The sequence below is a fragment of the Aquabacter sediminis genome (assembly GCF_028863665.1).
Classification (GTDB): domain Bacteria; phylum Pseudomonadota; class Alphaproteobacteria; order Rhizobiales; family Xanthobacteraceae; genus L1I39.
This window is the reverse complement of record NZ_JARBFX010000003.1, coordinates 20,904-45,467: the sequence shown is the minus strand read 5'-3', so window position 1 is coordinate 45,467 and position 24,564 is coordinate 20,904. Positions and strand designations below refer to the sequence as shown.

General features: G+C 66.7%; 17 protein-coding genes, 1 tRNA gene, 1 pseudogene and 1 riboswitch. Of the genes and pseudogenes, 9 read left to right on the top strand and 10 right to left on the bottom strand.

Going from position 1 to position 24,564, the window contains the following annotated elements; translation table 11 throughout:
- Nucleotides 1–56: 56 nt before the first annotated feature.
- The 7 genes and pseudogenes from PV781_RS05970 (at nucleotide 57) to phnE (PV781_RS05940) (ending at nucleotide 6,645) form a co-directional block, all read left to right on the top strand.
- A complete protein-coding gene (locus PV781_RS05970) occupies nucleotides 57–353 on the top strand; it encodes a HigA family addiction module antitoxin (RefSeq protein WP_274774721.1) in 297 nt (98 codons plus the stop codon).
- Nucleotides 354–482: 129 nt separating this feature from the next.
- Nucleotides 483–1,745 carry an amidase gene (locus tag PV781_RS05965; RefSeq protein WP_274774720.1) on the top strand — a complete coding sequence of 421 codons (1,263 nt, stop codon included), beginning with the start codon at nucleotides 483–485 and terminating at the stop codon, nucleotides 1,743–1,745.
- A gap of 478 nt (nucleotides 1,746–2,223) precedes the next feature.
- Complete coding sequence (locus PV781_RS05960) at nucleotides 2,224–2,577, top strand: DUF1428 domain-containing protein (protein WP_274774719.1); 354 nt, start codon at nucleotides 2,224–2,226, stop codon at nucleotides 2,575–2,577.
- Between the two features lie 207 nt (nucleotides 2,578–2,784).
- Nucleotides 2,785–3,591, top strand: coding sequence for a phosphonate ABC transporter ATP-binding protein (gene phnC / locus PV781_RS05955; protein WP_274774718.1), 807 nt, complete (start codon nucleotides 2,785–2,787; stop codon nucleotides 3,589–3,591).
- A 128-nt stretch (nucleotides 3,592–3,719) separates the two neighbouring features.
- Nucleotides 3,720–4,631, top strand: a complete 912-nt coding sequence (gene phnD, locus PV781_RS05950) for a phosphonate ABC transporter substrate-binding protein (protein WP_274774717.1) — start codon at nucleotides 3,720–3,722, stop codon at nucleotides 4,629–4,631.
- Nucleotides 4,632–4,899: 268 nt separating this feature from the next.
- The gene (gene phnE / locus PV781_RS05945) at nucleotides 4,900–5,784 is read left to right on the top strand and encodes a phosphonate ABC transporter, permease protein PhnE (protein ID WP_274774716.1); all 885 of its coding nucleotides are present in this window, start codon (nucleotides 4,900–4,902) and stop codon (nucleotides 5,782–5,784) included.
- A pseudogene (phnE, locus tag PV781_RS05940) lies at nucleotides 5,781–6,645 on the top strand (phosphonate ABC transporter, permease protein PhnE). The gene phnE (PV781_RS05945) and the pseudogene phnE (PV781_RS05940) overlap by 4 nt, the downstream one beginning before the upstream one ends.
- 92 nt (nucleotides 6,646–6,737) lie before the next feature.
- Here phnE (PV781_RS05940) and PV781_RS05935 read toward each other — a convergent pair.
- Nucleotides 6,738–7,655, bottom strand: coding sequence for a homoserine O-succinyltransferase (locus PV781_RS05935; RefSeq protein ID WP_274774715.1), 918 nt, complete (start codon nucleotides 7,653–7,655; stop codon nucleotides 6,738–6,740).
- A gap of 44 nt (nucleotides 7,656–7,699) precedes the next feature.
- Nucleotides 7,700–7,808, bottom strand: a riboswitch (SAM-I-IV-variant riboswitch).
- A gap of 87 nt (nucleotides 7,809–7,895) precedes the next feature.
- Entirely contained in the window at nucleotides 7,896–8,114 is a 219-nt protein-coding gene (locus tag PV781_RS05930; RefSeq protein WP_274774714.1) for a hypothetical protein, read from the bottom strand.
- Between PV781_RS05930 and PV781_RS05925 the strand changes: the two genes are divergently transcribed.
- The gene (locus PV781_RS05925; protein ID WP_274774713.1) at nucleotides 8,113–8,520 is read left to right on the top strand and encodes a hypothetical protein; all 408 of its coding nucleotides are present in this window, start codon (nucleotides 8,113–8,115) and stop codon (nucleotides 8,518–8,520) included. The genes PV781_RS05930 and PV781_RS05925 overlap by 2 nt on opposite strands.
- Before the next feature lie 89 nt (nucleotides 8,521–8,609).
- Here the strand turns inward: PV781_RS05925 and PV781_RS05920 are convergent, their stop codons facing one another.
- From PV781_RS05920 to PV781_RS05905, 4 genes are all read right to left on the bottom strand, one after another.
- A complete protein-coding gene (locus PV781_RS05920) occupies nucleotides 8,610–9,551 on the bottom strand; it encodes an AEC family transporter (protein ID WP_274774712.1) in 942 nt (313 codons plus the stop codon).
- A gap of 224 nt (nucleotides 9,552–9,775) precedes the next feature.
- Nucleotides 9,776–9,852, bottom strand: a tRNA-His gene (locus PV781_RS05915).
- Nucleotides 9,853–10,004: 152 nt separating this feature from the next.
- Nucleotides 10,005–10,406 (bottom strand): DUF1398 domain-containing protein, encoded by a 402-nt coding sequence (locus PV781_RS05910; protein WP_274774711.1) that lies wholly within the window; start codon nucleotides 10,404–10,406, stop codon nucleotides 10,005–10,007.
- A 17-nt stretch (nucleotides 10,407–10,423) separates the two neighbouring features.
- Nucleotides 10,424–10,891: a MarR family winged helix-turn-helix transcriptional regulator gene (locus PV781_RS05905; protein ID WP_274774710.1), complete on the bottom strand. Its 468-nt coding sequence runs from the start codon at nucleotides 10,889–10,891 to the stop codon at nucleotides 10,424–10,426.
- A 210-nt stretch (nucleotides 10,892–11,101) separates the two neighbouring features.
- On the opposite strand from PV781_RS05905, the gene PV781_RS05900 reads away from it, so the two are divergent.
- Complete coding sequence (locus PV781_RS05900; RefSeq protein WP_274774709.1) at nucleotides 11,102–12,055, top strand: AEC family transporter; 954 nt, start codon at nucleotides 11,102–11,104, stop codon at nucleotides 12,053–12,055.
- A gap of 9 nt (nucleotides 12,056–12,064) precedes the next feature.
- Here the strand turns inward: PV781_RS05900 and PV781_RS05895 are convergent, their stop codons facing one another.
- The 4 genes from PV781_RS05895 to PV781_RS05880 all read right to left on the bottom strand — a co-directional run bounded on the left by PV781_RS05895 (nucleotide 12,065) and on the right by PV781_RS05880 (nucleotide 24,482).
- Nucleotides 12,065–14,968 (bottom strand): DUF4114 domain-containing protein, encoded by a 2,904-nt coding sequence (locus tag PV781_RS05895; protein ID WP_274774708.1) that lies wholly within the window; start codon nucleotides 14,966–14,968, stop codon nucleotides 12,065–12,067.
- Between the two features lie 403 nt (nucleotides 14,969–15,371).
- Nucleotides 15,372–18,254 (bottom strand): DUF4114 domain-containing protein, encoded by a 2,883-nt coding sequence (locus PV781_RS05890; RefSeq protein WP_274774707.1) that lies wholly within the window; start codon nucleotides 18,252–18,254, stop codon nucleotides 15,372–15,374.
- 66 nt (nucleotides 18,255–18,320) lie between these two features.
- Complete coding sequence (locus PV781_RS05885) at nucleotides 18,321–21,194, bottom strand: DUF4114 domain-containing protein (RefSeq protein WP_274774706.1); 2,874 nt, start codon at nucleotides 21,192–21,194, stop codon at nucleotides 18,321–18,323.
- Between the two features lie 426 nt (nucleotides 21,195–21,620).
- Nucleotides 21,621–24,482, bottom strand: coding sequence for a DUF4114 domain-containing protein (locus PV781_RS05880; protein ID WP_274774705.1), 2,862 nt, complete (start codon nucleotides 24,480–24,482; stop codon nucleotides 21,621–21,623).
- Nucleotides 24,483–24,564: the final 82 nt, after the last annotated feature.

Genomic DNA, 24,564 nt, shown 5'->3' with positions numbered 1-24,564 from the left:
GAGCGGCTTGTATCAGTCTGTGATACAAGTGCCGGAGAAGACCAAGGAGGGTCGCCGTGGCCGTTACCTTTGCGAACCCCATTCACCCTGGTGAGTTCCTGCGCGAGGAATATCTGGTGCCGCTCGCCTTGAGTCCCGGCAAGCTGGCGCGGGCGCTTGGCGTGCCGCGCACCCGCATCGAGCGGATCGTGCGGGAGGAGATCGGCATCTCTCCTGACACCGCCTTTCGTCTCGCCCGCTTCTTCTCCACCACCCCCGTCTTCTGGCTCAATCTTCAGCTGGCGTATGATCTTGAAAGTGAGGCGCCCCGGCTGGCGGGCGAGATCGAGAAGATCGTGCCTTATGCGGCTTGAGCGCGGGTGGGTGGGGATGATGCCCGCCTGAGGCAGAGCGGGCCGGAGCGGGCATGATAAGGTGCACCCGCTTTTCGGCTCGGCGCCCTGCCGGGCCCCTCGGTTTCGCGTACCCGGAGTTCCCCCGCCATGCTGCTCGCCCGCGACCTCGCCCTCGACATCCGCGCCGGCCGGCTTTCCCCGGCCGAGGTGCTCGCCCAAGGCGTTGCCGCCATCGCCGCCCACGAACCCCAGGTGCGCGCCTTTGAAAGCCTCGACCTGGAGGCGGCGGCAAAAGCCGCGCAAAAGCCGGGCCTGGCGCAGCGTCCGCTGGCGGGCCTCGCCGTGGCGGTGAAGGACATTCTCGACACCCGCGATCTGCCCACCACCTACGGGTCTGCGATCTATGCCGGCCACCGCCCGGCGCAGGACGCGCCTGTGGTGCGGCAGGTGAAGCGGGCCGGCGGCCTCGTGCCGGGCAAGGCGGTGACCACGGAATTTGCCTTCCTGAAGCCCTCGGTGACGCGCAATCCGCGCAATCTCTCCCACTCGCCCGGCGGCTCGTCCTCGGGCTCGGCGGCGGCGGTGGCGGCGGGCATGGTGCCGCTGGCGCTGGGCACCCAGACCGGCGGGTCGGTCATCCGACCGGCGGCCTTTTGCGGGGTGACCGGCTACAAGCCCACCTTCCGCACCTTGCCCACCTTGGGCATGAAGACCTTCTCCTGGCATCTGGACACGATCGGCGTGTTCGGCGCCCGCGTGGCGGATGTCGCCTTCGCGGTGGGGGCCATGACGGGGCGGGACCTCGACATCGGCAATGGCGTGGCCAACGCGCCGCGCATCGCCTTGGTGCGCACCGCCCGCGCGGAAAGTGCAGACGCGGACGCCCATGCGGCGCTGGAGGCCGCCGCCAAGGCCGCAGAGGCGGCGGGCGCCCAGGTGACGGTGATCGACCTGGCGCCGGAAATCGAGGATGCCGATCCCCTGTGCGCCGTCATCCAGGATTTCGAGGCCGCCATTTCGCTGGCCGATGACTATGACTTCCACCGCGATGGCATGTCCGAGCAGCTGGCCGGCCATCTGGAGCGGGCCGCCACCATCTCCACCGACACCTATGATTCTGCCCGCCGCACCGCCAAGCGCGCCCGCCATGCTTTGGGCGACCTGTTCGCGGAGCATGACGCGCTGCTCACCTTCTCCGCCCCCGGCGCGGCGCCGGAGGGCTTTGCCACCACCGGCTCCCCCCTCTTCAACCGTCTGTGGACCCTTATGGGCACGCCCTGCATCAATGTGACCGGCCTTGAGAACGCCGCCGGCCTGCCGGTGGGCGTGCAGGTGGTGGGCCGCTTCGGCCGCGACCGGAACGCCTTGCTGGTGGCCGCCTTCCTGGAGCGGGCCATCCGCGAGCGGTGAGGGCGGGTGGCGGCGCGGGAGGCGGCATTTTCGGCGGCGTCTGCATTTTTTTGCGGCAGTTTCCGTGCGGCGCGTCATGACGTGCGTCGCTGAAATGCTTCGACTTTCCTCGCGCCGCCGCCGCGTTGCAGCTCGTTCTTGCGGCGTTGCAGTACGTTTATTGCCTTTTAACCTATCAGTTCTTTGCTAAAGTTGCGTTGAAGATCGACCTGCAAAGGGCGTTGAGAGGTGAACCACGGCAGGAAGTTCGACATGCTCTCCCTATGTGCCGCCTTGGCCTTCATCGGCGCGGTGCTTCTGGGCATGATCTGAGCTCGGCCCCACACTCAAGCCGCCTTCCAAGATCAAAAACAATCCGAAGGAACGGTCGGTCGGGCGGCGCTGGGAACACCCAGCGCCGCTTTTTTTTGTCCCGCCTGTCGGCAGGTCCGCGGCGCGCACGTCCTTGAGCGCGGGAGAAGCAACAGGAGGTTCATCCATGTCTTATGTGGACGGGTTCGTGGTCGCCGTGCCCAAGGATCGGATCGAGGATTATCGCGCGCTGGCAGAGCTGGCGGGGGCCATCTGGAAGGAGCATGGCGCGCTGGCCGTGATGGAGTGCGTGGGCGACGACGTACCCTATGGGGAACTCACCTCCTTCCCCCGCGCGGTGCAGGCCACCGAGGACGAGGTGGTCGTCTTCTCCTGGATCATCCATGCCTCGCGGGAGGCGCGCGATGCCACCAACGCCAAGGTGTTCGCCGACGAACGCCTGCCCAAGGGCCCGGACAGCATGCCCTTTGACGGCAAGCGGATGATCTATGGCGGCTTCAGGACGCTGGTGGAACTGTGACAGGGCGATGAAAAAAGGGGGCCGGACGGGGCATTTGTCCAGTCCGGCCAACAAATTTTGCGATCTCGCCGAGTTCTGTAACCAATTGAAATATCGAGTGGATTGAAAACTGGCGGAGGCTGGCGCCCGGTGTCATCACCGAACCGTCACACGTCTGTTGCGCGCCATCCTTAATGAAAAACTCCGGAACGAACCGGAGCACGCCTCATGCTCGTTATGGAAGGTCTCACCTGCCGCTTCGGCGACAAGGTGGCGGTGGCCGATGTGAATCTTCAGATCGGCGGCGGCGCCTTCGTGGGCGTGATCGGACGGTCGGGCGCGGGCAAGTCCACCTTGCTGCGCATGGTGAACCGGCTGCAGGACCCCACCGGCGGGCGCATCGTCTATGACGGGCGGGACGTGACGGGTCTCAAGGGCCAGGCGCTGCGCCAGTGGCGCGCCCAGGCGGCCATGGTGTTCCAGCAATTCAACCTGGTGGGCCGGCTGGACGTGCTCACCAATGTGCTCATGGGGCGGCTGTCCACCATGCCGGCCTGGCGCGCGCTCTCCAAGAGCTGGAGCGCCGACGACAAGGCCATGGCGCTCTCCGCCCTCGACCAGTTCGACATGGCCTCCTTCGCCGGCCAGCGGGCCGACAGCCTCTCCGGCGGCCAGCAGCAGCGCGTCGCCATCGCCCGCGCTCTGGTGCAGGAGCCGGGCCTGATCCTGGCCGACGAGCCCATCGCTTCGCTGGACCCGCGCAACACCAAGGTGGTGATGGACGCGCTCCTGCGCATCAACAAGCATTTCGGCATCACCGTGCTGTGCAACCTGCACTCGCTCGACCTCGCCCGCACCTATTGCGACCGGCTGGTGGGCATGGCCGGCGGCCGGGTGGTGTTCGACGGCGCGCCCGCCGCCCTCACCGAGGACGTGGCGCGCGATCTCTATGGGCTGGAGGCGGGGGAGGTGATGGACGTCGCCCCCCGGCCCGAGCCCGTTGGCGCTCCGGCCGAGGCCGCCGTCGCGGTCTGACCGCAGGTTCTGCAAACGAGCTTTGTCCTTCCGGGCGGCCCGCCGCCCGGCCGGTCGGCGCATGCGCGCCGCCCATCGCCTTGCCGCGTTTCCGCGTTTTCCGTTTCCCCATGGTCGAGGAAAGACACATGCTGACCCGCCGTACCCTCATCGCCGCCGGCGCCGCGCTGGCCCTGTCCGCGGGCGCTGCGCTCGCGCAGGATTGGAAGGCCCAGTATCCCGAGCTGGTGTTCGCCATCATCCCCGCCGAGAACGCGTCGGGCGTGACCGAGCGCTATGCGCCCCTCATGAGCTACCTGACCAAGGAGATCGGCACCAAGGTCACCCTGCGCATCGCCAATGACTATGCGGCGGTGATCGAGGGCCAGCGCGCCGGCAACATCCAGATCGCCTCCTACGGCCCGTCCTCCTTCGCCCGCGCGCTGATGACCGGCGCCAAGATCGAGGCCTTTGCCATCGAGGTGAACCTGGACGGCACCAAGGGCTACCATTCGGTGCTCTATGTGAAGGCCGACAGCCCCTACAAGTCCATCGAGGACCTGAAGGGCAAGAATCTCTGCCTGGTGGACCCCAACTCCACCTCCGGCAACAACGTGCCGCGCTTCGCCATGAACAAGATGGGCATCCAGCCCGACCAGTTCTTCGGCAAGGTGGTCTATGCCGGCTCGCACGAGAACGCCGTCATCGGCGTGCAGCAGGGCACCTGCGATGCCGCCTTCAACTGGTGGAATGACGAGCAGGAATCCAACCTCATGCGCATGGATCGCAAGGGGATGGCCAAGTATTCGGACTATCGCATCATCTTCAAGTCCGACCAGATCGTGAACTCGCCGCTGGCCTATCTGGACAGCCTTCCGGCGGACCTGAAAGCCAAGATCCGCGATGCCTTCTTCTCCATCGAGAAGAACGACAAGGCCGCCTTCGACAAGATCTATGAAGGCAAGCAGCAGGTGTGGCAGCCGGTGGACAATTCCTCCTACCAGGCCATCATCGAGCTGAACAAGTTCGTGGACGACCTGCGCAAGAAGAAGGCGTCCTGAGATTTTGAAGGCGCGGCCGGAGACGGCCGCGCCTTTTTTCTGTCTCGGCGCGTCGGCACCTCTCCGGGTGGAACGTCATGCCCGGGCGTGTCCCGGGCATCCACGCCTCGCCGCCTCGGGGGTGTCGCGGGTCTGGTCCAGGCCGATCCCCGTGGATGGCCGGGACAAGCCCGGTCATGACGGTGACGATGCTGAGAGCCGGTTCATAAGGCCGGCTCCCCTGTTCAGTTCCCTTCGCCCTTTGCCCCTTGAACCGGATCCGCGCGCCTTGGCCCATACCGTCGTCCGCCTGCCCGCAGAGCAGATCGCGCCGCTCGCGCGCCTCTATGACGAGGCGGTGGCCGCGCGCCGCCGCCATACCCTCATCGCCGCGGGCGTGGTGACCGTGTGCATTGCCCTGTCCTGCTGGTGGGGCGAGGTGAAGCCCGCCGTCTTCGCCGCCAATGCCTTCCGGCTGGGCGATTACTTCTGGAACATCCTGCCCACCTTGCGGCTCGACCAGCTCGGCACGGATCTGGCCGAATGGTACTGGAACCTGGATGGCTGGCTGAAGCTGCTCGCTGACACCATTCTGATCGCCTATCTCGGGACGGTCTTCGGCGTCATCGGCGCGCTCTGCCTCTGCTTCCTCGCCTCCGCCAACCTCACCCGCAACACCACCGTCCGCTTTGCCGCCCGCCGCCTGCTGGAATTCTGCCGCACGGTGCCGGAGATCGTCTTCGCGCTCCTGTTCGTGGTGGCATTCGGCCTCGGCCCCATGCCGGGCGTCATGGCGCTGGCCATCCACACCATGGGCGCGCTGGGCAAATTGTTCGCGGAGGTGGTGGAGAATATCGACATGAAGCCGGTGGAGGGCGCCACGGCCGCCGGTGCCTCCTGGGTCCAGGCGGTGCGGCTCGCCGTGATGCCGCAGGTCCTGTCCAACTTCGCCTCCTACGGCCTGCTGCGCTTCGAGATCAATGTGCGCGAGGCGGCCATCATGGGCTTCGTGGGGGCGGGCGGCATCGGGCAGGACCTGGTCGAGGCCATCCGCAAATTCTACTATTCCGACGTCTCCGCCATTCTCCTGCTCATCATCGCCACGGTCACGCTCATCGACCTGGTGACCGAGCGCATCCGCCATCGGCTCATCAGCATGGAGGCCGGCCGATGAACCGGGCCCGTCTCGCCTTCGATCCGGCTGAACAGGCGCGCCTGAAGGCGCTCTACCCGCAGCATTTCCGCGCCACCGATGGCGGGCGCATCGCGGGATGGGGGCTGCTGGCCGCCATGGCGCTGCTGGTGGCGTTCGCTCTCTGGCATCTGGGCTTCTCGCTGGCCCGCATCGGCACCGGCCTTGCCCAGCTCGCCCATTTCCTCACCCTGATGATGCCGCCCGATCCGGGCAAGCAATTGCCGCTCTACATGCACGCCTTGGGCGAGACGTTGGCCATCGCCTTTCTCGGCACGTTTGCCGGCGCGGTGCTCGCCTTGCCGTTCGGGCTGCTGGCGGCCAAGAACGTGGTGCGCAATCCGCTGATCCACACGCTCGTGCGCCGGGTGCTGGATGTGTTCCGCGGCGTCGACAAGCTCATCTGGGCACTGATCTATGTCACGGTGGTGGGCCTTGGGCCCTTTGCCGGCATCCTGGCCATCGCCACCTCGTCCATCGGCGAATTGGGCAAGCTCTTTTCGGAGGCGGTGGAGGCGAGCGACCGCAAGCCGGTGGAAGGCATCACCGCCTCGGGCGGGGGGGGCACTGGAAGGGGTACGCTTCGGCCTCTTCCCCCAGGTGCTGCCGGTGCTGGCGAGCCAGATCCTCTATTATTTCGAGTCCAATTCCCGCCAGTCCACCATCGTGGGCATTGTCGGCGCCGGCGGTCTCGGCCTCCATCTGGCCGAGCAGATCCGCATCCTGGAATGGCAGAAGGTGAGCTTTTTGATCCTGATGATGCTCATCATGGTGGCGGTGATCGACTTCATCTCCTCCCGCCTGCGCTTCGCCATCATCGGACGGCGCTCCGTGCGGGTGTGATCGGCCAAGTGTGATCGGGGGCGGGGATACGAAAAAGGCCGGGCCACCTGTGGCGCCCGGCCTTTTTCGTTGCTCCCATCAAGAGATCGCGTTCAGCGGCCGATCTCGTCCAGATGATAGGGTGTCGTCTGGTAGATCTCGTTGATCCAGTTGGAAAAGAACAAGTGCGCATGGCCCCGCCAGCGGTTGCGCGGCGCGCGGGAGGGGTCGTCGCCGGGAAAGTAATGGGCCGGCACCGGGGTGGAGGGGTCCTTGGCGCTGTCGCGGGCATATTCGGCGGCCAGCGTTCCCGCCTCGTATTCCAGATGGTTGAACATGAAGAGCAGGCGCCGCTCCAAATCCTCCACCAGGCCGATTCCCGCCTCGTCGGAGTCCAGCAGCACCCGCACCTTGTCCTCGCCCGGCAGGTCCGCGCGGCGCACCTCGGTCCAGCGCGAGACGGGAATGTCCACGTCGTCCGAGAAGCCGCGCAGATAGGGGGAGGCGGGGGCTTCCACCCGATGGCTGAAGACGCCGGAGAGCTTGGCGTCGAGCTCGTGCTTGGGCACGCCGTGGAAATGCTGGAGGGCGGCCTGGGCGCCCCAACAGATGGTCATGGTGGAATGCACGTGGCGCTGCGTCCAGTCGAACAGGCGGCGCAGTTCATCCCAATAGCCCACCTGCTCGAACGGCAAGGTTTCCACCGGCGCGCCGGTGACCAGGAAGCCGTCGAACGTCTCCTGCCGCACATCATCCCAGGTGCGATAGAAGGCGGCCATGTGGTCGGCGGAGGTGTGGCGCGGGGTGTGGGAGCCCATGTGAACCAGAGACAATTCCACCTGGAGCGGCACGGCGCCGAGCAGGCGCGCGAACTGGGTCTCCGTGCGGGGCTTGTCGGGCATCAGGTTGAGCAGGCCGAGCTTGAGGGGCCGGATGTCCTGGCGCGCGGCGTCGGTCTCGCGCATGACCACCACGCCCTCGGCCTCAAGGGTGGTGCGTGCGGGCAACGTGTCCGGAATCTTGATCGGCATGTCCAAACCCTGTCTCACCTTGGCGCGGGACGGAGCTCGGATCGGATCGCCCGTTTCTTTGCCGCCGCGGCCACATCCTCCCATCGCGGGAGCTCCACCTTGCTCGGGAAAGCAGGTTGGCGTCGGGCCCGTGCCCAACTCTTGATGCAGGAGCTTGCATAGCGCTTGCCGGCCCGCCTCGCAAGATGGAAGTGCACGCGGGGCGGGGGTGGATTAACTCCGGCTTCACCGGCACTCCCGTCAAATGGCGGGGAGGGAAAAGGCGGTGAAGATGAACAGCCGTCCAGCGCGGCGTCCGGAAAACGCCACAATGGCGCGCAGCAAGCCGGAAAACGCCTTTAAATCAACGCGAAGGCTTGGGTGCCGGACATAATTCGGAACCCATTGCGCAGCTAGGATCACGATCGATTGAGGGGCGCTCATTTTCGCTTCGACGCCCCCGAATGGAGCTTGAATCATGGTCACCTTCAGCAAGAAGGTTGCGGTCGCCGGCCTTGCCGCGCTGCTGACCGTTTCGGCGGGCGTCCCCGCCTTTGCCGGCGGCTGGGGTCCCGGCTGGGGGCCTCCCGGCCCGCCGCCGCCCCGCTGCTGGAATTGCGGCGGCTACTACTACAAGAACAACAACAATAACGGGGCCGCCGTCGGCGCGGGCATTGCGCTGGGCATCCTGGGCGCCGCTGCCATTGCCGGTGCCGCCAGCAGCCCGCCGCCGCCGGTCTATTATGCCCCGGCGCCGGCCCCGCCGCCCCCCACCGTCTATTACGCGCCTGCTCCGCAGCCGGTCTATGTGGCACCCCCGCCGCCCACCGGCCAGTGCTGGTTCCCCACCAATACGCGCGGCGCCGGCTATTGGGCGCCGTGCTGAGCACGGGATGACAGGGCGGCTCCGGCCGCCCTTATCATGTCGCCCAGTTGGGATTGCCAGTTGGGATTGGCAGGTGGGATGGGAGAAGTTCAGCCGCCTGCCACCTTCATGGCGATGAGCGTGATGACCGGCATGGTGAAGGCGGCGAAGACGATCTGCACGGTGAGCATTTCCGCCAGCAGCGGCGCGTTGCCGCCCATCTGGCGGGCCAGCACATAGCCCGCCGGCGCCGACGGCACGGCGGCGAGCAGCACGATGACGGTCAGTTCCAGGCCGGACAGGCCCAAGGCCACGCCCGCCGCCAGCGTGATGAGCGGCTTCACCACCAGCGTCAGCCCCGCCGCCAGATAGGTCACGAGGCGCGGTCGCGCGAGATCGCGCAGCACCAGCCCCCCGCCCACCACCAGCAGGCCGATGGCGAGAGACGCCCGGCCGAGCACGTCGCCGAATTCCAGTATCACCGCTGGCACCGGCACTTTCAGCACATTGATGGCCATGCCCGCCGCGCACGACCAGATCAGCGGGTTGCGGCCCAACTGGCGGAGCATGAGCGCGATGGAGGTGCTGCCCGTGCCGCCATAGCGCGAGAGCACGGCGACGCAGATCACGTTCACGATGGGCACCAGGCACACGAGGGCCACCGCCGCCACCGTGATGCCGCTCGCACCATAAAGCCCGCCCACGGCGGCGAGCGCCACATAAGTGTTCCAGCGCAACACGCCCTGGAACAGGGAGGTGAAGGACGGGCCATCCACGCCCATGCCCCGCTCCAGGGCGGGACGCGCGATCAGCAGCGCCGCCCCCAGCACCGCCAGCATGGCCGTGAAGGCGCCGATGACGCCCACCAGGTTCACCTTGCTGAGATCCGCCCGCGCCCCCGACACCACCAGCAGCGCCGGGAAGAGGACGAAATAGGTCAGCTGCTCCATGCCGAACCAATGGGCGGGATCACGCAGAAAGCGCCGCCTGAGAGCGACGCCAAGGGCCACCACGAGGGCGACGGGGACGAGGGCGGTGAGAATGGCGGCCATGGGATTCGGACAGGCGGTGAGGCGGATCAGGCGCGCGCTCGTCGCGGGAGGCGGGTCGGGATCAAGCGGAACGCCTCCGGCCGGCAGGGTAGCCGGGCCGGAGATGGTTGAGTCTTATACAACACCACGCCCGCCGCGCGAGCGGACCGGCCGCGCCGTGCCCCGCATGGCGCGCGCAGGAGGGTTGCGTTGAGGGCAAGGGAGAAAAGGGGAGATCTTTTGGATGGTACAGCTGGGTGGGCTCGAACCACCGACCTCCGGTTCCACAGACCGGCGCTCTAACCAACTGAGCTACAGCTGCACAGCACGGCTCCGCGAGGGGGGCCGGCGAGGACGCGGAACCTACGCTGAGCGCCCTGAGGTTTCAAGGGGGCCAGCGACGATGTCTGCGCGGGGCTGTTGATAGTGGGGCGCGGGGGCGCTTGCAAGGGGCCGGAGGGCCGTCTGCGCCCCTCAATTGGGGAAGAGTTCCACATGGCTCTCCCCCGTGCGGCCCAGATAGACCGCCCGCCGGCCCAGGAACGACACCAGATAGGAGGCGCAGCCCGCCGCCGCCACGGTGCGGCAGAAGCCCAGATAGCTGTATCCCGGCGCCTGCGTTTGCGCCGCCCTGATGGCGGCCTGGATGGGGGCGAGGTCGAATTTTTCGGCAATCGGCGTGTGAAGGGCGTGGGTCGGCAGGTCCAGCATGCTCCCGTCCGGCCGGTAATAGGTGGCGCGGGCGGCCCGGAAATCCACCGCATAGCCCTCGAATCCCGCCTCCATCAGGGTGCCGACGATCTCTGGAAACGTCCGGGTATCGGCCTCGGCGGCAGCAAGGCAGGCGCGGGCGGTCTCGATGTGCTGCGGGTCCATGGGGGGCGTCCTTCGTGTCATTCCACCGGCGTGGCGGTGATGCGGCAATGGGTGGCGATGCGGGCGAGCAGGTCTTCCAGGCCTGCCCGTTCCGCCGGGGAGAGGAGGCCGAAGCAATCGGCATCGTTCTGATCCGCCAGCGCCGCCAAGGCGGGGACGAGGGTCGTGCCGGCCGGGGTCAAGGTAAGGGTCTGGGCGCGCTTGTCCTCGGCGCTTGCCGTGCGGGTGAAAAGCGCCTTGGCGATGAGCCGGTCGGCCAGCTTGGTGATGGCGCCGCGCGTCAGGCCGAGGCGCGCCGCCAATTGGCTCGGCGGGGTGGGCGGCGCGCCGTAGAGGGCGCGCAGCACCACCCATTCGGCGGTGGTGACCCCCTGGCCCGCCAGCTTGCCGGCAAAGGCCTGGGACACATGGTTGGAAACCGCGCGCAGCCGGAAGCCCAGATGGGCATCAAGGTCGGACACCGGAGGCGGAGGGGCAGGGGGCACCGGGAACCTCATTTGATTGAGTAGGAAACTATCTCCATGTGGTTTCCTAGTCAATTAAATCGCCAATCTTAACCTTCCGAGCCTTTCTCGCGCGCCTTGACGCCAGCGCATCGTCCCGCCCGCGCCCATGCCGGGGCGAGGGTTCTCCCGCTGGCATGCTGACGGTACCAATGGCGTCCCACCCCGCCTGCGCCCGCGCTACAGGTCTTCATGTCGGACATTATCGGCCTTGCCTTGCCCTTCTTCGGGCTCATCTTCCTCGGCTATGGCTGCGGGCGCTTCGTGCGCCTGCCGGAGGAGGGGCTGGCCTGGCTCACCTTCTTCATCATCTATCTGGCGCTGCCGGCGCTGTTCTATCGCATCGTCTCGCAGACGCCGTTCGCCGAGCTGGTCAATCCGCGCTTCATCCTGGCGGTGGTGATCTCCACCTCCGCCTGCGCGCTCCTGGCGCTTGGCCTCGCGCTCTGGATGCGCCGGGGCAATGTGGGCGAGGCCGCCATCGCCACCACGGTCGGGGCCTATGCCAATGTGGGCTATATGGGGCCGGGCCTGACGCTGGCTGCCCTGGGGCAGGATGCGGCCACCCCCGCCGCCCTCATCTTCGCCTGCGACAGCCTGTTCTTCTTCACCCTCGTGCCGCTGCTCATGGCGGTGCAGAATAGGGAAGGGCATATCGGCGCCACCTTGCTGCTGGTGGTGCGCCGCGTTCTCACCCATCCCTTCAACGTGGCCACCTTGCTCGGCATCGTCTCCGCCGCCTTCGAGTTCCGCGCGCCGGGCGCGGTGGAGCGGATGCTGGACTTCCTGAAGAATGCCGCCGCCCCCTGCGCCCTGTTCGCGCTCGGCGTCACGGTGGCGCTGCGCCCGCTCGGCCATGTGCCGCGCGAATTGCCGCCGCTGCTCGTGCTCAAGCTGCTGGTGCACCCGGCCATTGCGCTGGTGGTGATGACCAGCCTCGGCACCTTCCTCGTGCCCTGGGTACAGACGGCGGTGCTCATGGCCTCGCTGCCGCCGGCGCTCAACTGCTTCGTTCTGGCGCGGCAATACCGCATCTATGTGGAGGAGGCCTCCGCCGCCGTGCTGTTGGGCACGGCGGCCTCGGTGGTGACGGTGACCGGGGCGCTCTATCTCATCAAGAGCGGCCACCTGCCGCTCCTGCCCTGAGGGGGAAGCTCACACCAGCCAGTCATGGCCGGTGGCGCTGGTGAAATCGAGCTGGACCACCAGGTCGTTATAGTCGTGGTCGCCACCGCCATAGAGGTCTTCCCAACCCCATGTGTTGAGGCCGTAGCTCCACAGATGGGCGACGCTCGCCCCGCTCACCTGCTCATTGGCTTCGGCAAAGGCCCAGTAGGTGTGACCGGCGGAGGTGAGCGACATGGCGATGATGTCGCCATGGTCGACCCCGACGATTTCGGTCTGGCTGTATTGCCCGTAGCCACCGCCGGTGATGGAGGCGGTGCCGGCGTCGGTCTGGTAGGCCCGCGTCGCGGCCGCCGCCGCATAGCCGGCGGAGCCGGGGGTGAGGCCACCGATGGTGCCGGCATAGTCATCCACCTTGTAGAGCATGATGCTGCTCTCATTCTCGCCGTTCTGGCGCAGGCGGACCACCACGTCCATGTCGTCGGCCCCGCCGGCGGTGAACGCCACCGCCACCGGGCGGGCCACCTCCACCGAACCATTGGCATTGGCGAAGTCGACAAAGCCGTAATCGGCGGTGAGCGCCGCCTGATAGGCGCTGGCGGCGGTGCCGCCGATGGAGATGGCGACGTCCGCGCCATCGGCCACATGGGTCTGGTAGAGCGTGCCCTGGGCCTGGCCGTCGAACAGGGTGACCAGATCGGCGGAGAAGTCGGCCTGGAGGCTCTGCTGGGCGAACTGGCTCGTCCAGGCATAGGCGGCCGAAGCGGTGGTGGTCATCGTGTTCGGGATCTTGCTGAAGTTCAGCGAGATCTCCTCATTGGCTGGACTGGTGGCCTGGAACAGCAGGCTCTGCGTGGCGCCGGAAAGCCAGTCGCTGCCGGAGGCCTCCAGCACCGCGGTGGGATCGGAATACATCTGGGTATGGGCCAGGGTGGAGAGCGCCCGGGCCAGCAGCAGGCCGTTGGGTGAGCCGAGGCCGGAGACGAGGTCATAGCCCTCGCCCGCCTCATAGCCATAGCCGGTGGGCGTGATGTGCTGGCCCCCGGACTTGTAGTCGCCGCCCACATAATAGCTGGACGTGTTGGTACCGACGGTGATGTCGTTGAACGATCCCGGCGCCACGGCGGCGGCCTGATAGAGCAGGTCGTTCATGTAGCCGAGATTCGGCAGGCCCTGGTCTTCGAAGATGGCGTTGAACTGCGTGATGAGGGAGGCCCACATGGGCGTCGCCGCGCTCGTGCCGCCGGACAGCGTGGTGCCCTCCAGCTGATTGGTGGGCAAGATGTAATTCAGGTCGCCGCCGGCAAGGCCGGCCACGTCGGGCACCCCGCGACCCGTCAGGCCCGACTGCACGTCGGTGGGGGTGAGGCCGAAATCGGTCTGGTAGGAGGGGGGCGCCTGGGTGGTATCCACGCCGCCGGAGCTGGTGCTGTTCTCCTGGTAATTGCTGGCGAACAGGTTGCCGGTGGACGTGATGGTCTTGCCGTCCAGGTAATAGGTGTTCCACACCGTCTCGATGAAGGTGGACATGCTGTCCATCTGGAGGGGGGAACTCTTCAGCCCCGAGCGCACCAGGCCCCACACCGTGCCCGGATCCAGCACCAGCGCGGCCTCCATGACCGTGTGCAGCGTGGCGTCCGCCGCCGCGGTGGAGGCGGTGGCGAGGGAGGAGCCGCCCACTTGCAGCATGTAGGGGCTGGCGGTGGGATAGAAGACGTTGGGCAGGCCATTGGCCACCTCGTCGCCCGAGCCGCCATCGCCGAGCGCGTTCAGTTGGGTCTGGTTGCGCAGGGCCGCGTCCACCAGCAACTGGACATAGGCGTTGTAGAAGGGCGAATCCGGGGAGGGATAGAGATTGTCGCTCCAGGAGGAGGAGACCACCGGCGCGATATCGGATGAGGACAGGCCGTCCCCGGTCAGCCAGGTGGAGGCCTGGTAGGCGGTATAGATGGTGGACTTGGCGGCGCCGTTCTTGCCCGAGCCCACATAGGCGACGATGTCGCTGTTGGGATTGATGCCGGCGACGGTGCCGAAGTCGAGCGAGCGCTCGCCCGCACCGGAAACAGCCTTCTGCCCCGCGGTTCCCTGCGTATAGACCTGCCCGTCGCCGGAGACGCCGACCAGGGCCTGATAGTAATCCAGCCGATCCTCGAAGCTGGCATTGCTGTCTGACAGGTAGGTGCCGATGCCGGGCTCGATAAGGCCGACCAGCCCGGTTTGGACCTCTTCACCGTTGAGCGGGAAATTGTAGAGATCGGCAATCTGGCCCGGCGTCGCGCCGCTATAGGCGGTGGTGGAATTGCCCTCGCTCTGGGCCCCTTCCTTCAGCTTCGCCTCCACGTCGCCCACCAGGTTCACCGGGTTGGGCGCATAGCCGGCATCGACCCACAGGCCGTCCAGGTGCTTGGCGATGCTGTCGGGCAAGCTCAGCTCGCCGTTCCAGAACAGGAAATTGTCGCCTTCGCCCTGGCCCTCGGTGCGCATCAGTTCCTGACCGAACAGGGTTTCGAACTGCGCCGGAGTGAGCTGGAGCCAGATGGTGCGGGATTCCGCCGAGGTCACATAGGCCCCGCTGGTGCCGGGGTCATTGCCCAGGATGGTGTAGCCGCCGTCCTCTAGCTCCTTCTTGATGTCGTCGAAGGTCTTCTGCTTGGTGCCGTAGGTCTCCCACAGCTCCGCCTCTGTCATGGAGGCCAGCATCTGCTGCCGGGTGCCCCAGTCATTGGCGAGCAGTCCCGTGGTGGGATCGTTGGCCCGCTCCAGCACCAGCGCCACGTTCAGGAAGTCGGTCGATGGCGCCGCCTTCACTTGGGTGGAGGACAGGCCGAAGGCCTGCTCCACGGTGGTGACCGAGGGGTCGGTGGATGCCACCATCCCATAGGCGGAAAAGTCCAGGTATGAGGAATTCGCGATCGGTGTGGGGGTATCGGTCATGGCCGTCTCGCAGCGTCAGCCCGGCGCCTGCGCCCCTCGGGAAGGGGGCAGCGCCGCGTCAAAAAAGGTCATGGAACGCAAAGCGGTCCGCACCTTCGAGCACGCACTCGGGCGCGGCGGCGGGCGATCAGCCCATGCCCCTGGGCACATTGGACCGCGACCGCGATCCCCTGTGTCAGGGTCCGGCTCCGAGTGGTGCATCGGCAGGTTTGAACGGATCAGGCCCCCCGTTCCCAGCGACTTGAAGCTAGCTTTTGAGATCGCTGGCGCACAAGTGGTCGGCCGGGAAATACAGCGGAAACATACGATGATGACTGAAATTTAATCTGCGTTTACTGCCGTTTCGCGCTTTTGAACGGCGGGGTGGGCGGACAGTACGCATTCGACTGTTCCATAATACCGCTCAAACCAGCCATTCGCTTCCGGTCGCGGAGGTGAAGTCGAGCTGGACCACCAGGTCGTTATAGTCGCGGTCGCCGCCGCCATAGAGGTCTTCCCAGCCCCATGTGTTGAGGCCGTAGCTCCACAGATGGGCGACGCTCGCCCCGCTCACCTGCTCATTGGCCGACGCGAAGGCCCAATAGGTGTGGCCGCCGGAGCTCAGCGACATGGCGATCAGGTCGCCGGAATCGACGCCGACAATCTCGGTCTGGCTGTATTGGCCATAGCCGGCCCCGGTGATGGCGGTGGTGCCAGAGTCCGTGTGATAGGCGCGCGCCGCCGCCGCTTCCGCATAGCCGGCCTGTCCGGGGGCGAGGCCGCCGATGGTGCCGGCATAATCGTCCACCTTGTAGAAGGTGACCGAACTCTCGTTCATGCCGTTCTGCCGCAGGCGCACCACGGCAGTCTGGTCGTCCGCCTGGTCCACGGTCTGCGCCATCGCCACCGCCCGCGCCACCTCGACGGAAGACGTGCCATCGGCGCTCTGGAAGTCCACGAAGCCATAGGGGTTGGAGAGCGTGGCCTGGGGCGTGCCCAGGGCCGATCCGTTGGCGCTGACCGCGATGGTGCTGCCGGCGGTGGCCACCGCCTGGTAGAGCGCGCCTTGCGACTGCCCGTCAAAGGTGGTCACGAGCTCGGCGGAAAAGCCGGATTGGAGGCTCTGCTGGGCGAACTGGCTGGTCCAGGCATAGGTGTCTGAGGCCGTGCTATAGAGCGCCTGGCCGGTGCCCCCCAGGGTCAGGTTGAAGGCGGTGTAGCCTTGCGCGCTGGCCTGGAAGAGGAGGCTCTGGGTGGCCCCGCTCTGCCAGCCCGCGCCCGCCTCGGACAGCAGGTCTGGGCTGGTGTCATAGCTATATTGGGCGTGGGCGATGGTGGTCAGCGCCCGGGCGAGCAGCAGGCCGTTGGGCGTGCCGAGGCCGGTGGTGAGGTCATAACCTTCCGAGGCGCTATAGCCATAACCGGTGGGCGTCACCGTGCCGTCGACTCCGGCCATGGTGTAGGCGCCCCCCGACACGTAGGAGGACGTGTTGTTGCCCATGGTCACGTCGTTGAAGGCGCCGGGGGCCACGACGGCGGCGATATAGAGCAGGTCGTTCATATAGCCGAGCTGAGGCAGGTTCTGGTCGGCGAAGATGGTGTTGATCTGCAAGGTGAGGGAGGCCCACATGGGCGCCGCCGCGCTGGTGCCCACCCAATAGCCGCCTTCCGGCTCCAGCCCCATGTCGGGGGTGGGGGTGTTGTAGCCACCATTGCCGCCCGCCAGGGCCGACACGTCGGGCACGCCGCGCCCGGTGCCGCCGCCGCCGGACGCGGTGGGGGTGAGGCCAAAATCGGACTGGTAGGAGGGGGTGGGCTCGCTGATGTCCACGCCACCCACGACGGCATTGTGGCCGGCATAGCCGGGCTCCAGCTCGCTGCCGGTGAGCACATAGGTGTTCCACACCGTCTCCACCAGCGTATCGGTGCCCGACCCCGTGCCGGGCATGCTCACCAGGCCGCCGGCGATCAATTGCCAGAGGGTCGCAAGGTCGCCCTGGGCGGCCTGCTGCACCAGCGGGACCAGAGTGGGATCGCTCGCCGCCAGGTCCTGGATGGTGAGCGAGGTGCCTCCCACCAGCACCGCATAGGGACTGGTATTGGCATATTCCACATTGGCAAGGCCGTTCGCGACGGTGGCGCCCGACCCGCCGTCGTCGCTGGCGATGAAGAGCGAGATGTTGCGCAGCGCCGCATCCACCATCAATTGCCGGTAGGCATCGTAGAAGGGCGAGCCGGGAGTGGAATTCATCCCCTCGTACCAGGAGGAGGAAACGACGCCGGGATTGTTCTGCGTGTCCCAGAAGGCTGCCTGGTAGGCGGTGAAGTAGCTGGGGGTGAGGGCGTTTTCCACATTGGACCCGGCGCCCACATAGAGGCCGACCGTGGCATAGGGGTTGACGGCGGCGGCCACGCCCACGTCCAGCGACCTCTCGCCGGCAAATCCCACGGCATATTTCTGGTAGGCCTCGCCCTGCACATAAACGTCCGGGGTGTTCTCCACGCCGGCGCTTTCCAGATAGGCCTGAAGCAGCGCGTCGAAGGAGGCGGTCCCCGGCACGGCGCTGCCCACGGTGGGCTCCACAAGGCCGATGGTGCCGGTCACCGCCGCATCGCCGGTGAGGGGAAAGCCATATTGGTCGGCCCATTGCTGGGGATAATAGATGGTGGTGCTGGACGCGCTGTTGCCGATGCTCTGGGCGCCGCTCGCGGGGGTGTAGGCGTTGGTGTCGAGGGTCTCCACCGCCTGTGCCACCTGCTGGTCGATCCAGACCGAGCTGATGCCCAGATTGCTGTTGGGCGTGAGGTCGCCGAGCCAGAACAGGGTCTTGCCGTTGATGGCGGAGTCGCCCTGATAAAGCGGGGTACCGAACAATTGCTCGAACTGGGCCGCGTTCACGGTCACCCATTGAGTGCGCGATTCCGCCGACGAGACATAGCCGCTCGCTCCCACCGGGTCACCAATGGTGGTGATGCCCATGCCGGCCAGCGTATTGCCGAGGTCGGTGAAGGCGGTCTGGCTGGCGCCATAGGTGGTGAACACGTCCGTCCCCAGCGCCTCCAGCATGTGCTGGCGGGTGCCCCAGTCGCTTTCCAGGAGCGCGGTGGGATCATTGGCGCGCGGCAGGATCAGCGCGACGTTGAGGGTCAGTTCGGGCGTCTTGTAGGTGTTGATGCCATAGGCCGTGAGCACATCGGTCTGCTCGGTGGAATGCCAGCTCGCCAGGTCCATGAAGGACGAGGCGGAGAAGTCCGACGTGCCGGTTCCGCCGCCATTGGCTGATGACGCGGATGATGTGGTCGACATCTGCAGCTCCAATTCCGGCAGTCAGGGCAAGACGCGGCGGAAGGAGGCCCCCCTCCGCGTCGGGAGTTACACCAGCCACTCCTGGCCGGTGGCGCTGGTGAAGTCGAGCTGGACCACCAGGTCGTTGAAGTCGTGGTCGCCGCCACCGTAGATGTCTTCCCAGCCCCAGGTATTGAGGCCGTAGCTCCACAGATGGGCGACGCCCTCGCCGTCCACCTGTTCGTTGGCCGAGGAGAAGGCCCAATAGGTGTGGCCGGCGGAGGTGAGGGACATGGCGATGATGTCGCCCGCATCCACACCCAGGATGGAGGCCTGGCTGTATTGCCCATAGCCGGCACCGGTGAGGGAGGTGGTGCCGGTGGAGGTCTGGTAGGCGCGGGTGGCCGCCGCCGTCGCATAGCCCGTCTCGCCGGGATGGAGGCCGCCAATGGTGCCGGCGAAATCATCCACCTTGTAGAAGGTCAGGCTGCTCACATTCTCGCCGTTCTGGCGCAGCCGGACGACCGCCTCCATGTCATCGGCCCCGCCGGCGGTGAAGGCCACCGCCACCGGCCGCGCCACGTCCACGCTGCCATTGGCATTGGCGAAGTCGATGAAGCCGTAATCGGCGGTCAGCGCTGCCTGATAGGCGCTCGCCGCCGTGCCACCGATGGAGATGCCCACGTCATCCCCCGCATGCACGTGGGCCTGGTACAGCGTGCCCTGGGCCTGCTGGTCGAACAGGGTGACGAGCTCGGCGGAAAAGTCCTCCTGGAGCACCTGCTGGGCGAACTGGCTGGTCCAGGCATAGGCGGCCGAGGCGGTGGTGCTCAAGGTGGTGGGGATCTTGCTGAAATTCAGCGAGATCTCTTCATTGGCCGGGCTGGTGGACTGGAACAGGAGGCTCTGGGAGACGGTGGACACCCACGCGCTGCCGGAGGTCTCCAGCACCGGCGTGGGGTCGAACGACATCTGGGTATGGGCGATGGCGGTCAGCGCGCGGGCGAGCAGAAGCCCGTTGGGCGAGCCGAGGCCCGAGACGAGGTCGAACCCGGCCTGCGCCTCATAGCCATAGTCGGTTGGGGTGAGCGCCTTGCCGTCGGAGCTGTAGGCCCCGCCCAGATAGAAGGTGGAATTGTTGTTGCCGATCGTGATGTCGTTGAACGCCCCGGGCGCCACCGCCGACGCCTGGTAGAGCAGGTCGTTCATATAGCCGAGCTGCGGCAGGCCCTGGTCGGCGAAGATGGCGTTGAACTGGCTGATGAGGGCGGCCCAGAGCGGGGTGGCGGCGCTGGTGCCGCCCTCGCCCGTGAGGCCGGTCATGTCTCCCTCGGGCGTCCAGTAGAACATGTTGCCGCCGGCATTGGCCGTCACGTCGGGCGTGGCGCGGCCGGGCAGGCCACTCACCACATCGGTGAAGGCGAGGCCATAGTCGGTCTGGTAGCCCGGCTGCGGCTGGGTGGTGTCGACGCCGCCGCCGCTGGCATTGTTGTCCATGTAGCCTTCGGTGAAGGTCTTGTCGGCGTCCACGTAATATTCGTTCCACACCGTCTCGACGAAGGTCGAAAGGCCGGTGAGGTCGGAAACCGGGGCCTTCAGGCCGCCCGCCGCCAATTGCCAGAGCGTCGCCATGTCGCCCGCGCGGGCCGAGCTCAGCAGGTCGGCGAGGGTGGTGTCATGGTGGGCGGTGTGCTCGGTGGAGACCGAGGTGCCCCCCACCATCAGATTATAGGGGCTGGTGGACGTGGTCTGCACATTGGTGACGCCGTTGGCGGTCTCATTGCCCGACCCGCCATCCGCCTGGCAGATGAGCACCGTCATGTTCTGCAGGGCGGCGTCGATATAGAGCTGCTGGTAGGCCCAGTAGAAGGGCGAGTCTGGCGACTGGATCTTGGTGTCGAACCAGGACGAGGAAATCACCTGCGGCAAGGTGCCGGCGGGCAGTCCCGCCGGGGTCTGCCAGAAGGCGCTCTGGTAGGCGGTGAAGGTGCCGGCAAAAGCCCAGCCACTGTAGCCGGAGCCCACATAGAGGGCGAGGTCGCTGTTGGGATTGATGGCGGTGACAATGCCCACGTCGAGGGAGCGCTCGTCATTGATGGCTCCCGACGTCGCGCCGGCCTCGCCCTGGGTATAGGCGACGCCGGTGCCCGACGTGCCGACGGCGGTGCGATAGTCCACCAGGAGATCCTGGAAGCTGGTGGAGCCGGGCACGGAGGAGCCGATCCCTGGCTCCACCAGGCCGATCAGCCCGGTCTGCACCGACTGGCCGTCCAGGGGAAAATTGTAGATCTCGCTGGCAATGTCCTGCGGATTGAAGATGTCGTCCGCGGTGGTGGAATTGCCGGGGCTCTGGGCCTTGTCGGTCAAGGTGGCGGAAACGCTGCCGGCGAGATTCTGCGCAGCCGGCGGCGCGCCGCCATTGTCCACCCACACGCCGCCGATGAGCGGGGCAAGGTCGGAGGACAGGCTCAGATTGTCGTTCCAGTACAGGAAGTCGTAATCGTTGCCGTCGACGCCCGCCTTCATCAGCTCGGTGCCGAAGATCTCCTTGAACTGCGTTCCGTTGAGCGACACCCAGATGGTGCGGGATTCCGCCGAGGTGACATAGGCCCCCGTGGTGGAAGGATCATTGCCCAGCACCGTGTAGCCGGAATGCTCCAGCCACCGGCCCACCTCGTCATAGCTGGTCTTATCCGCACCATAGGTGGCCCAGAGTTCGGCCGAGGTCATGGAGCCCAGCGTCTTCTGGCGGGTGGCCCAGTCGCTTTCCAGCAGCGCGGTGGGGTCGTTGGCGCGGTTGAAGATCAGCGCCACGTTGACGTAGATGTCGTCTCCCGCCTTCGCCACCTGGCTGTCGGAATAGCCATAGGCCTCCTGCACCGTGGTGGTGCCGGCCTGGAGCAGGCCGTGGGCGGCAAAGTCCAGATAGGTCGAGTTGGCAAGCTCGATGCTTGTGGTCATGTCGGTCGGGCCTGGGGGTTCCGGTCGGTCGGGCGAAGGGGTCAGGTGAGCAGGGGAGGGCGAGCGCTGCCCGCCTCATACGGTCGTGCGGTGCGGTCCGGCGGTGCCCCGCGCGTGTTGAAACACCGTGCCATAGTCCCCCCTTCGGCCAAAACGGGCATGTGGCCCCACTGCCGTTGCGCCATGAGGGGCCCGAGCCGTGCGCCGTGGCGCACGCAGGCGCGCGCCTTCCGCATCCCGCTCCCGCCTCCCGCCTGCGGTCCCGTTTGCCCGTGAACTCTGGAGCGTTGCGGTTCAGCTCGCAAGCGGCAGGCCGCCCGGAAATCCCCTAAATGCCCACCATGACTGAAATTTAATGCTCAGGCGCCGGCACTCATCCCCGCTCCACGCAGGCGCCGGAGCGGGGGAACACGGCCGATCCCAGCCTCAGGCGAACCACTCCGGCGCATTGCCCAAGGTGGCGGCGGTGTAGGCGCTGGAGAAATCGAGCTGCACCACCAGGTCGTTATAGTCGCGGTCGCCGCCGCCATAGAGGTCTTCCCAGCCCCAGGTGTTGAGGCCGTAATTCCACAGATGGGCGACCCCCGCGCCGTCGACCTTCTCATTGGCCTGGGCGAAGGCCCAGAAGGTGTCCTGGCCGTTGAACAGGCGCATGGCGATGAGGTCGCCGGCATCCACGCCGAGGAGTTGGTCGGTGCCATAGGCGCCGTAGCCCGCCCCCTCGACCCAGGTGTCGCCGTCCGACGTGAGGTAGGCGCGGCCCGACGCCGCTGCCGCATAGCCGTCGGCACCGGGCGTGAGGCCGGAAATGGTGCCGCTGAGGTCGTCCACCCGGTAGAATTGCACGGACAGGTCCAGCGTGCCGTTCTGGCGCAGGCGCACGATGGCGGTCTGGTCGTCGAGGCCGCCGGCCGTGCTGGCCACCGCCACTGCGCGCGCCACCTCCACCTCGCCGCCCGTGCCAGTGAAATGCGCGAAGCCATAGTCCGAGGTGAGGCCCACCTGCGTGCCCTGGGCGGCCGTGCCGTCCGTTTCCACCGTGAAGTGGGCACCGGCCGCCACCTCCATCTGTGTCACGCTGCCCTGCGAAAGCCCGTCGAACAGGGTGACCAGTTCGGGCGAGAAATGGGCCTGGAGGCTCTTCTGGGCGAAGGCGGCGGTCCAGGCATGGGCATCCGCCATGGCGCCGGCGAACGTGGAGGCGTGCCCGTCCACCGTCAGGCCGAACGAGGTGGCCTCGGACAGGCGCGATTGCACGATGAGGCTCTGGGTGGCGTCGGAGACATAATGGACGCCATCCCCCGTATCGCTTGCGACGCCGGTCACATGGGGGTGCATCTGGGTCTGGGCGATGGTGGCCAGCGCGCGGGCGAGCAGGACGCCGTTGGGCGTGCCCAGCCCGGTGGTCAGGTCATAGCCGGGGCCGGCCTCATAGCCGAGACCGGTGGGGGTGATGGTGGTGGTGCCGCCGCTCGTCGTCTCGGTCACCAACGTGCCGCCGGCCACATAGGTGGAGATATTATTGCCCAGGCGCACGTCGTTGAAGGCGCCGGGCGCGGTGGCGGCCGCGATATAGAGCAGGTCGTTGGACATGCCGAGGTCCGGCAGCAACTGCGCCCCGAAAATGGTGTTTATCTGGAGCGCCAGTGCGGCCCAGAGGGGTGTCGCAGCACTGGTGCCGCCATCCGCCACCGTGCCGGAGAAGTCGTAGCTGGGCACCAAATAGAAAAGGTTGCCCCCGGCATCGGCCGACACGTCCGGTACGCCGCGCCCTGTCTGGCCCATGGGGTTGGTGGGCGTGAGACCGAACTGCGCCTGGTAGGAGGGGATGGCCACGCGCGGGTCCACGCCGCCTGCGCTCGTCTCATTGACCAGGTAGCCGGGAATGAGGCCGCCCGAACCGAGCTCGTAGTCGTTCCAGACCGTTTCCACGAGGGCGTTGCGGGCATTCAGGGCCGAGGGCGACATGGTCAGACCGCCAGAGACGAGCGCCTGCAGCGTGCTGAGATCCTCCGCTTCCACCGCGGCCAGCAGACCGGCCAGGGTGGCATCGGTCGCGGCCGATGGCACGAGGCTCAAGGAGGAGCCGCCCACGAAGGTGACATAGGGCGAGGACGTTACGGTCTCCATATTGGGGAGGCCGGTCGCCACCTCACCGCCCGAGCCGCCATCGCCTGACGCGATATAGACCGAAAGGCCGCGCAGGGCGGCATCGACGTAAAGCTCCTCGTAGGCGCGAAAGAACGGAGAGTCCGGTGCGGGACGTGCCTCATCGCCGAAGGAGGAAGAAATGACCGAGGGATCATGGGCGAGGTCCCAGATGATGCCCTGATAGGTCGAGAAGGTGGAGATGCCGTTCAGGCCGGACCCGGCATAAATGCCAATGGTGGAATTGGGATTGATCGCCGCCACGATGCCCACGTCCATGGAGCGCTCGTCTGCCGTGCTGCCCGGCGGGAATTCCTGCCCCCCATTGGCCACGGTGTAGGTTTGGGGCGTCCCGGTCACTTTGATTGTATTGAGGTAGTCCGTCAGCCCCTGCTCCAAGGTGATGGTGGAGCCGGCGGGCATCGCGGAGCCGAAGACCGGCTCCACCAGGGCCAGTGTGCCATCGACGGCGGCATTCCCGGTCAGGGGAAGATGGTAGAGATCGGCCACGTCCTGCGGCGGGATCACGGCAACGTTGCTGGAGGAATTGCCCTCGCTCTGCGGCCCCGGCTGCAAGGTGACCGACGCGCCCGTCTGCGCCTCCACCGCCGCCCCATAGGCCCCCTCGATATAAAGGCCGGTCGCCGGAATGTCGGCTGGCAGGGACAGGTCGCCCTCGTAGAACACCCGGTAATTGCCCGGCTCATCGTTCACGAGGAGCTGCGTGCTGAACAACTGGCTGAACTGCGCCGGCGTCAGGCTGACCCAGATGGTGCGCGAGGCCGCCGAGCTGATGTGGCCGCCGGTCGCGTCCTCGTCACCGAGAATAGGAATGCCCATGGTGGTGAGGGCGGCCACGGCGGCATCATAGGTGGCCTGGTCGGCGCCATAGGTGGTCCACAGCGTGCCGTCCGCCTCCATCCGGGCGATGGTGGACTGGCGGGTCGCCCAATCGCTTTCAAGCAGGGCGGTCGGGTCGTTGGCGCGGGGCAGGATGAGCGCCACGTTGTAGATGGACGCGGTGCCGAGATAGGGCAGGATGTTCGCCGGGTCGAACCCATAGGCCTCTTGGACCGTGGTCGCGGTGGTGGTGCCCCAGCTTAGGAAATCCAGATAGCCCGAGTTCTGAAGCACGCTCATAAGCCAGGCCCCATCCAGCAGTTTGCGAGTCTCTTGGGCGGGGAAGCTAGTGAACGTGTGGGCGTCGATCAATATGGGGGTG

Coding starts and splice junctions, on each gene's coding strand:
- PV781_RS05965 (WP_274774720.1), top strand. CDS start 483: ATGCTGCTCGCCCGCGACCTCGCCCTCGACATCCGCGCCGGCCGGCTT.
- PV781_RS05960 (WP_274774719.1), top strand. CDS start 2,224: ATGTCTTATGTGGACGGGTTCGTGGTCGCCGTGCCCAAGGATCGGATC.
- phnC (WP_274774718.1), top strand. CDS start 2,785: ATGCTCGTTATGGAAGGTCTCACCTGCCGCTTCGGCGACAAGGTGGCG.
- phnD (WP_274774717.1), top strand. CDS start 3,720: ATGCTGACCCGCCGTACCCTCATCGCCGCCGGCGCCGCGCTGGCCCTG.
- PV781_RS05935 (WP_274774715.1), bottom strand. CDS start 7,655: ATGCCGATCAAGATTCCGGACACGTTGCCCGCACGCACCACCCTTGAG.
- PV781_RS05925 (WP_274774713.1), top strand. CDS start 8,113: ATGGTCACCTTCAGCAAGAAGGTTGCGGTCGCCGGCCTTGCCGCGCTG.
- PV781_RS05930 (WP_274774714.1), bottom strand. CDS start 8,114: ATGATTCAAGCTCCATTCGGGGGCGTCGAAGCGAAAATGAGCGCCCCT.
- PV781_RS05920 (WP_274774712.1), bottom strand. CDS start 9,551: ATGGCCGCCATTCTCACCGCCCTCGTCCCCGTCGCCCTCGTGGTGGCC.
- PV781_RS05910 (WP_274774711.1), bottom strand. CDS start 10,406: ATGGACCCGCAGCACATCGAGACCGCCCGCGCCTGCCTTGCTGCCGCC.
- PV781_RS05900 (WP_274774709.1), top strand. CDS start 11,102: ATGTCGGACATTATCGGCCTTGCCTTGCCCTTCTTCGGGCTCATCTTC.
- PV781_RS05895 (WP_274774708.1), bottom strand. CDS start 14,968: ATGACCGATACCCCCACACCGATCGCGAATTCCTCATACCTGGACTTT.
- PV781_RS05890 (WP_274774707.1), bottom strand. CDS start 18,254: ATGTCGACCACATCATCCGCGTCATCAGCCAATGGCGGCGGAACCGGC.
- PV781_RS05885 (WP_274774706.1), bottom strand. CDS start 21,194: ATGACCACAAGCATCGAGCTTGCCAACTCGACCTATCTGGACTTTGCC.
- PV781_RS05880 (WP_274774705.1), bottom strand. CDS start 24,482: ATGAGCGTGCTTCAGAACTCGGGCTATCTGGATTTCCTAAGCTGGGGC.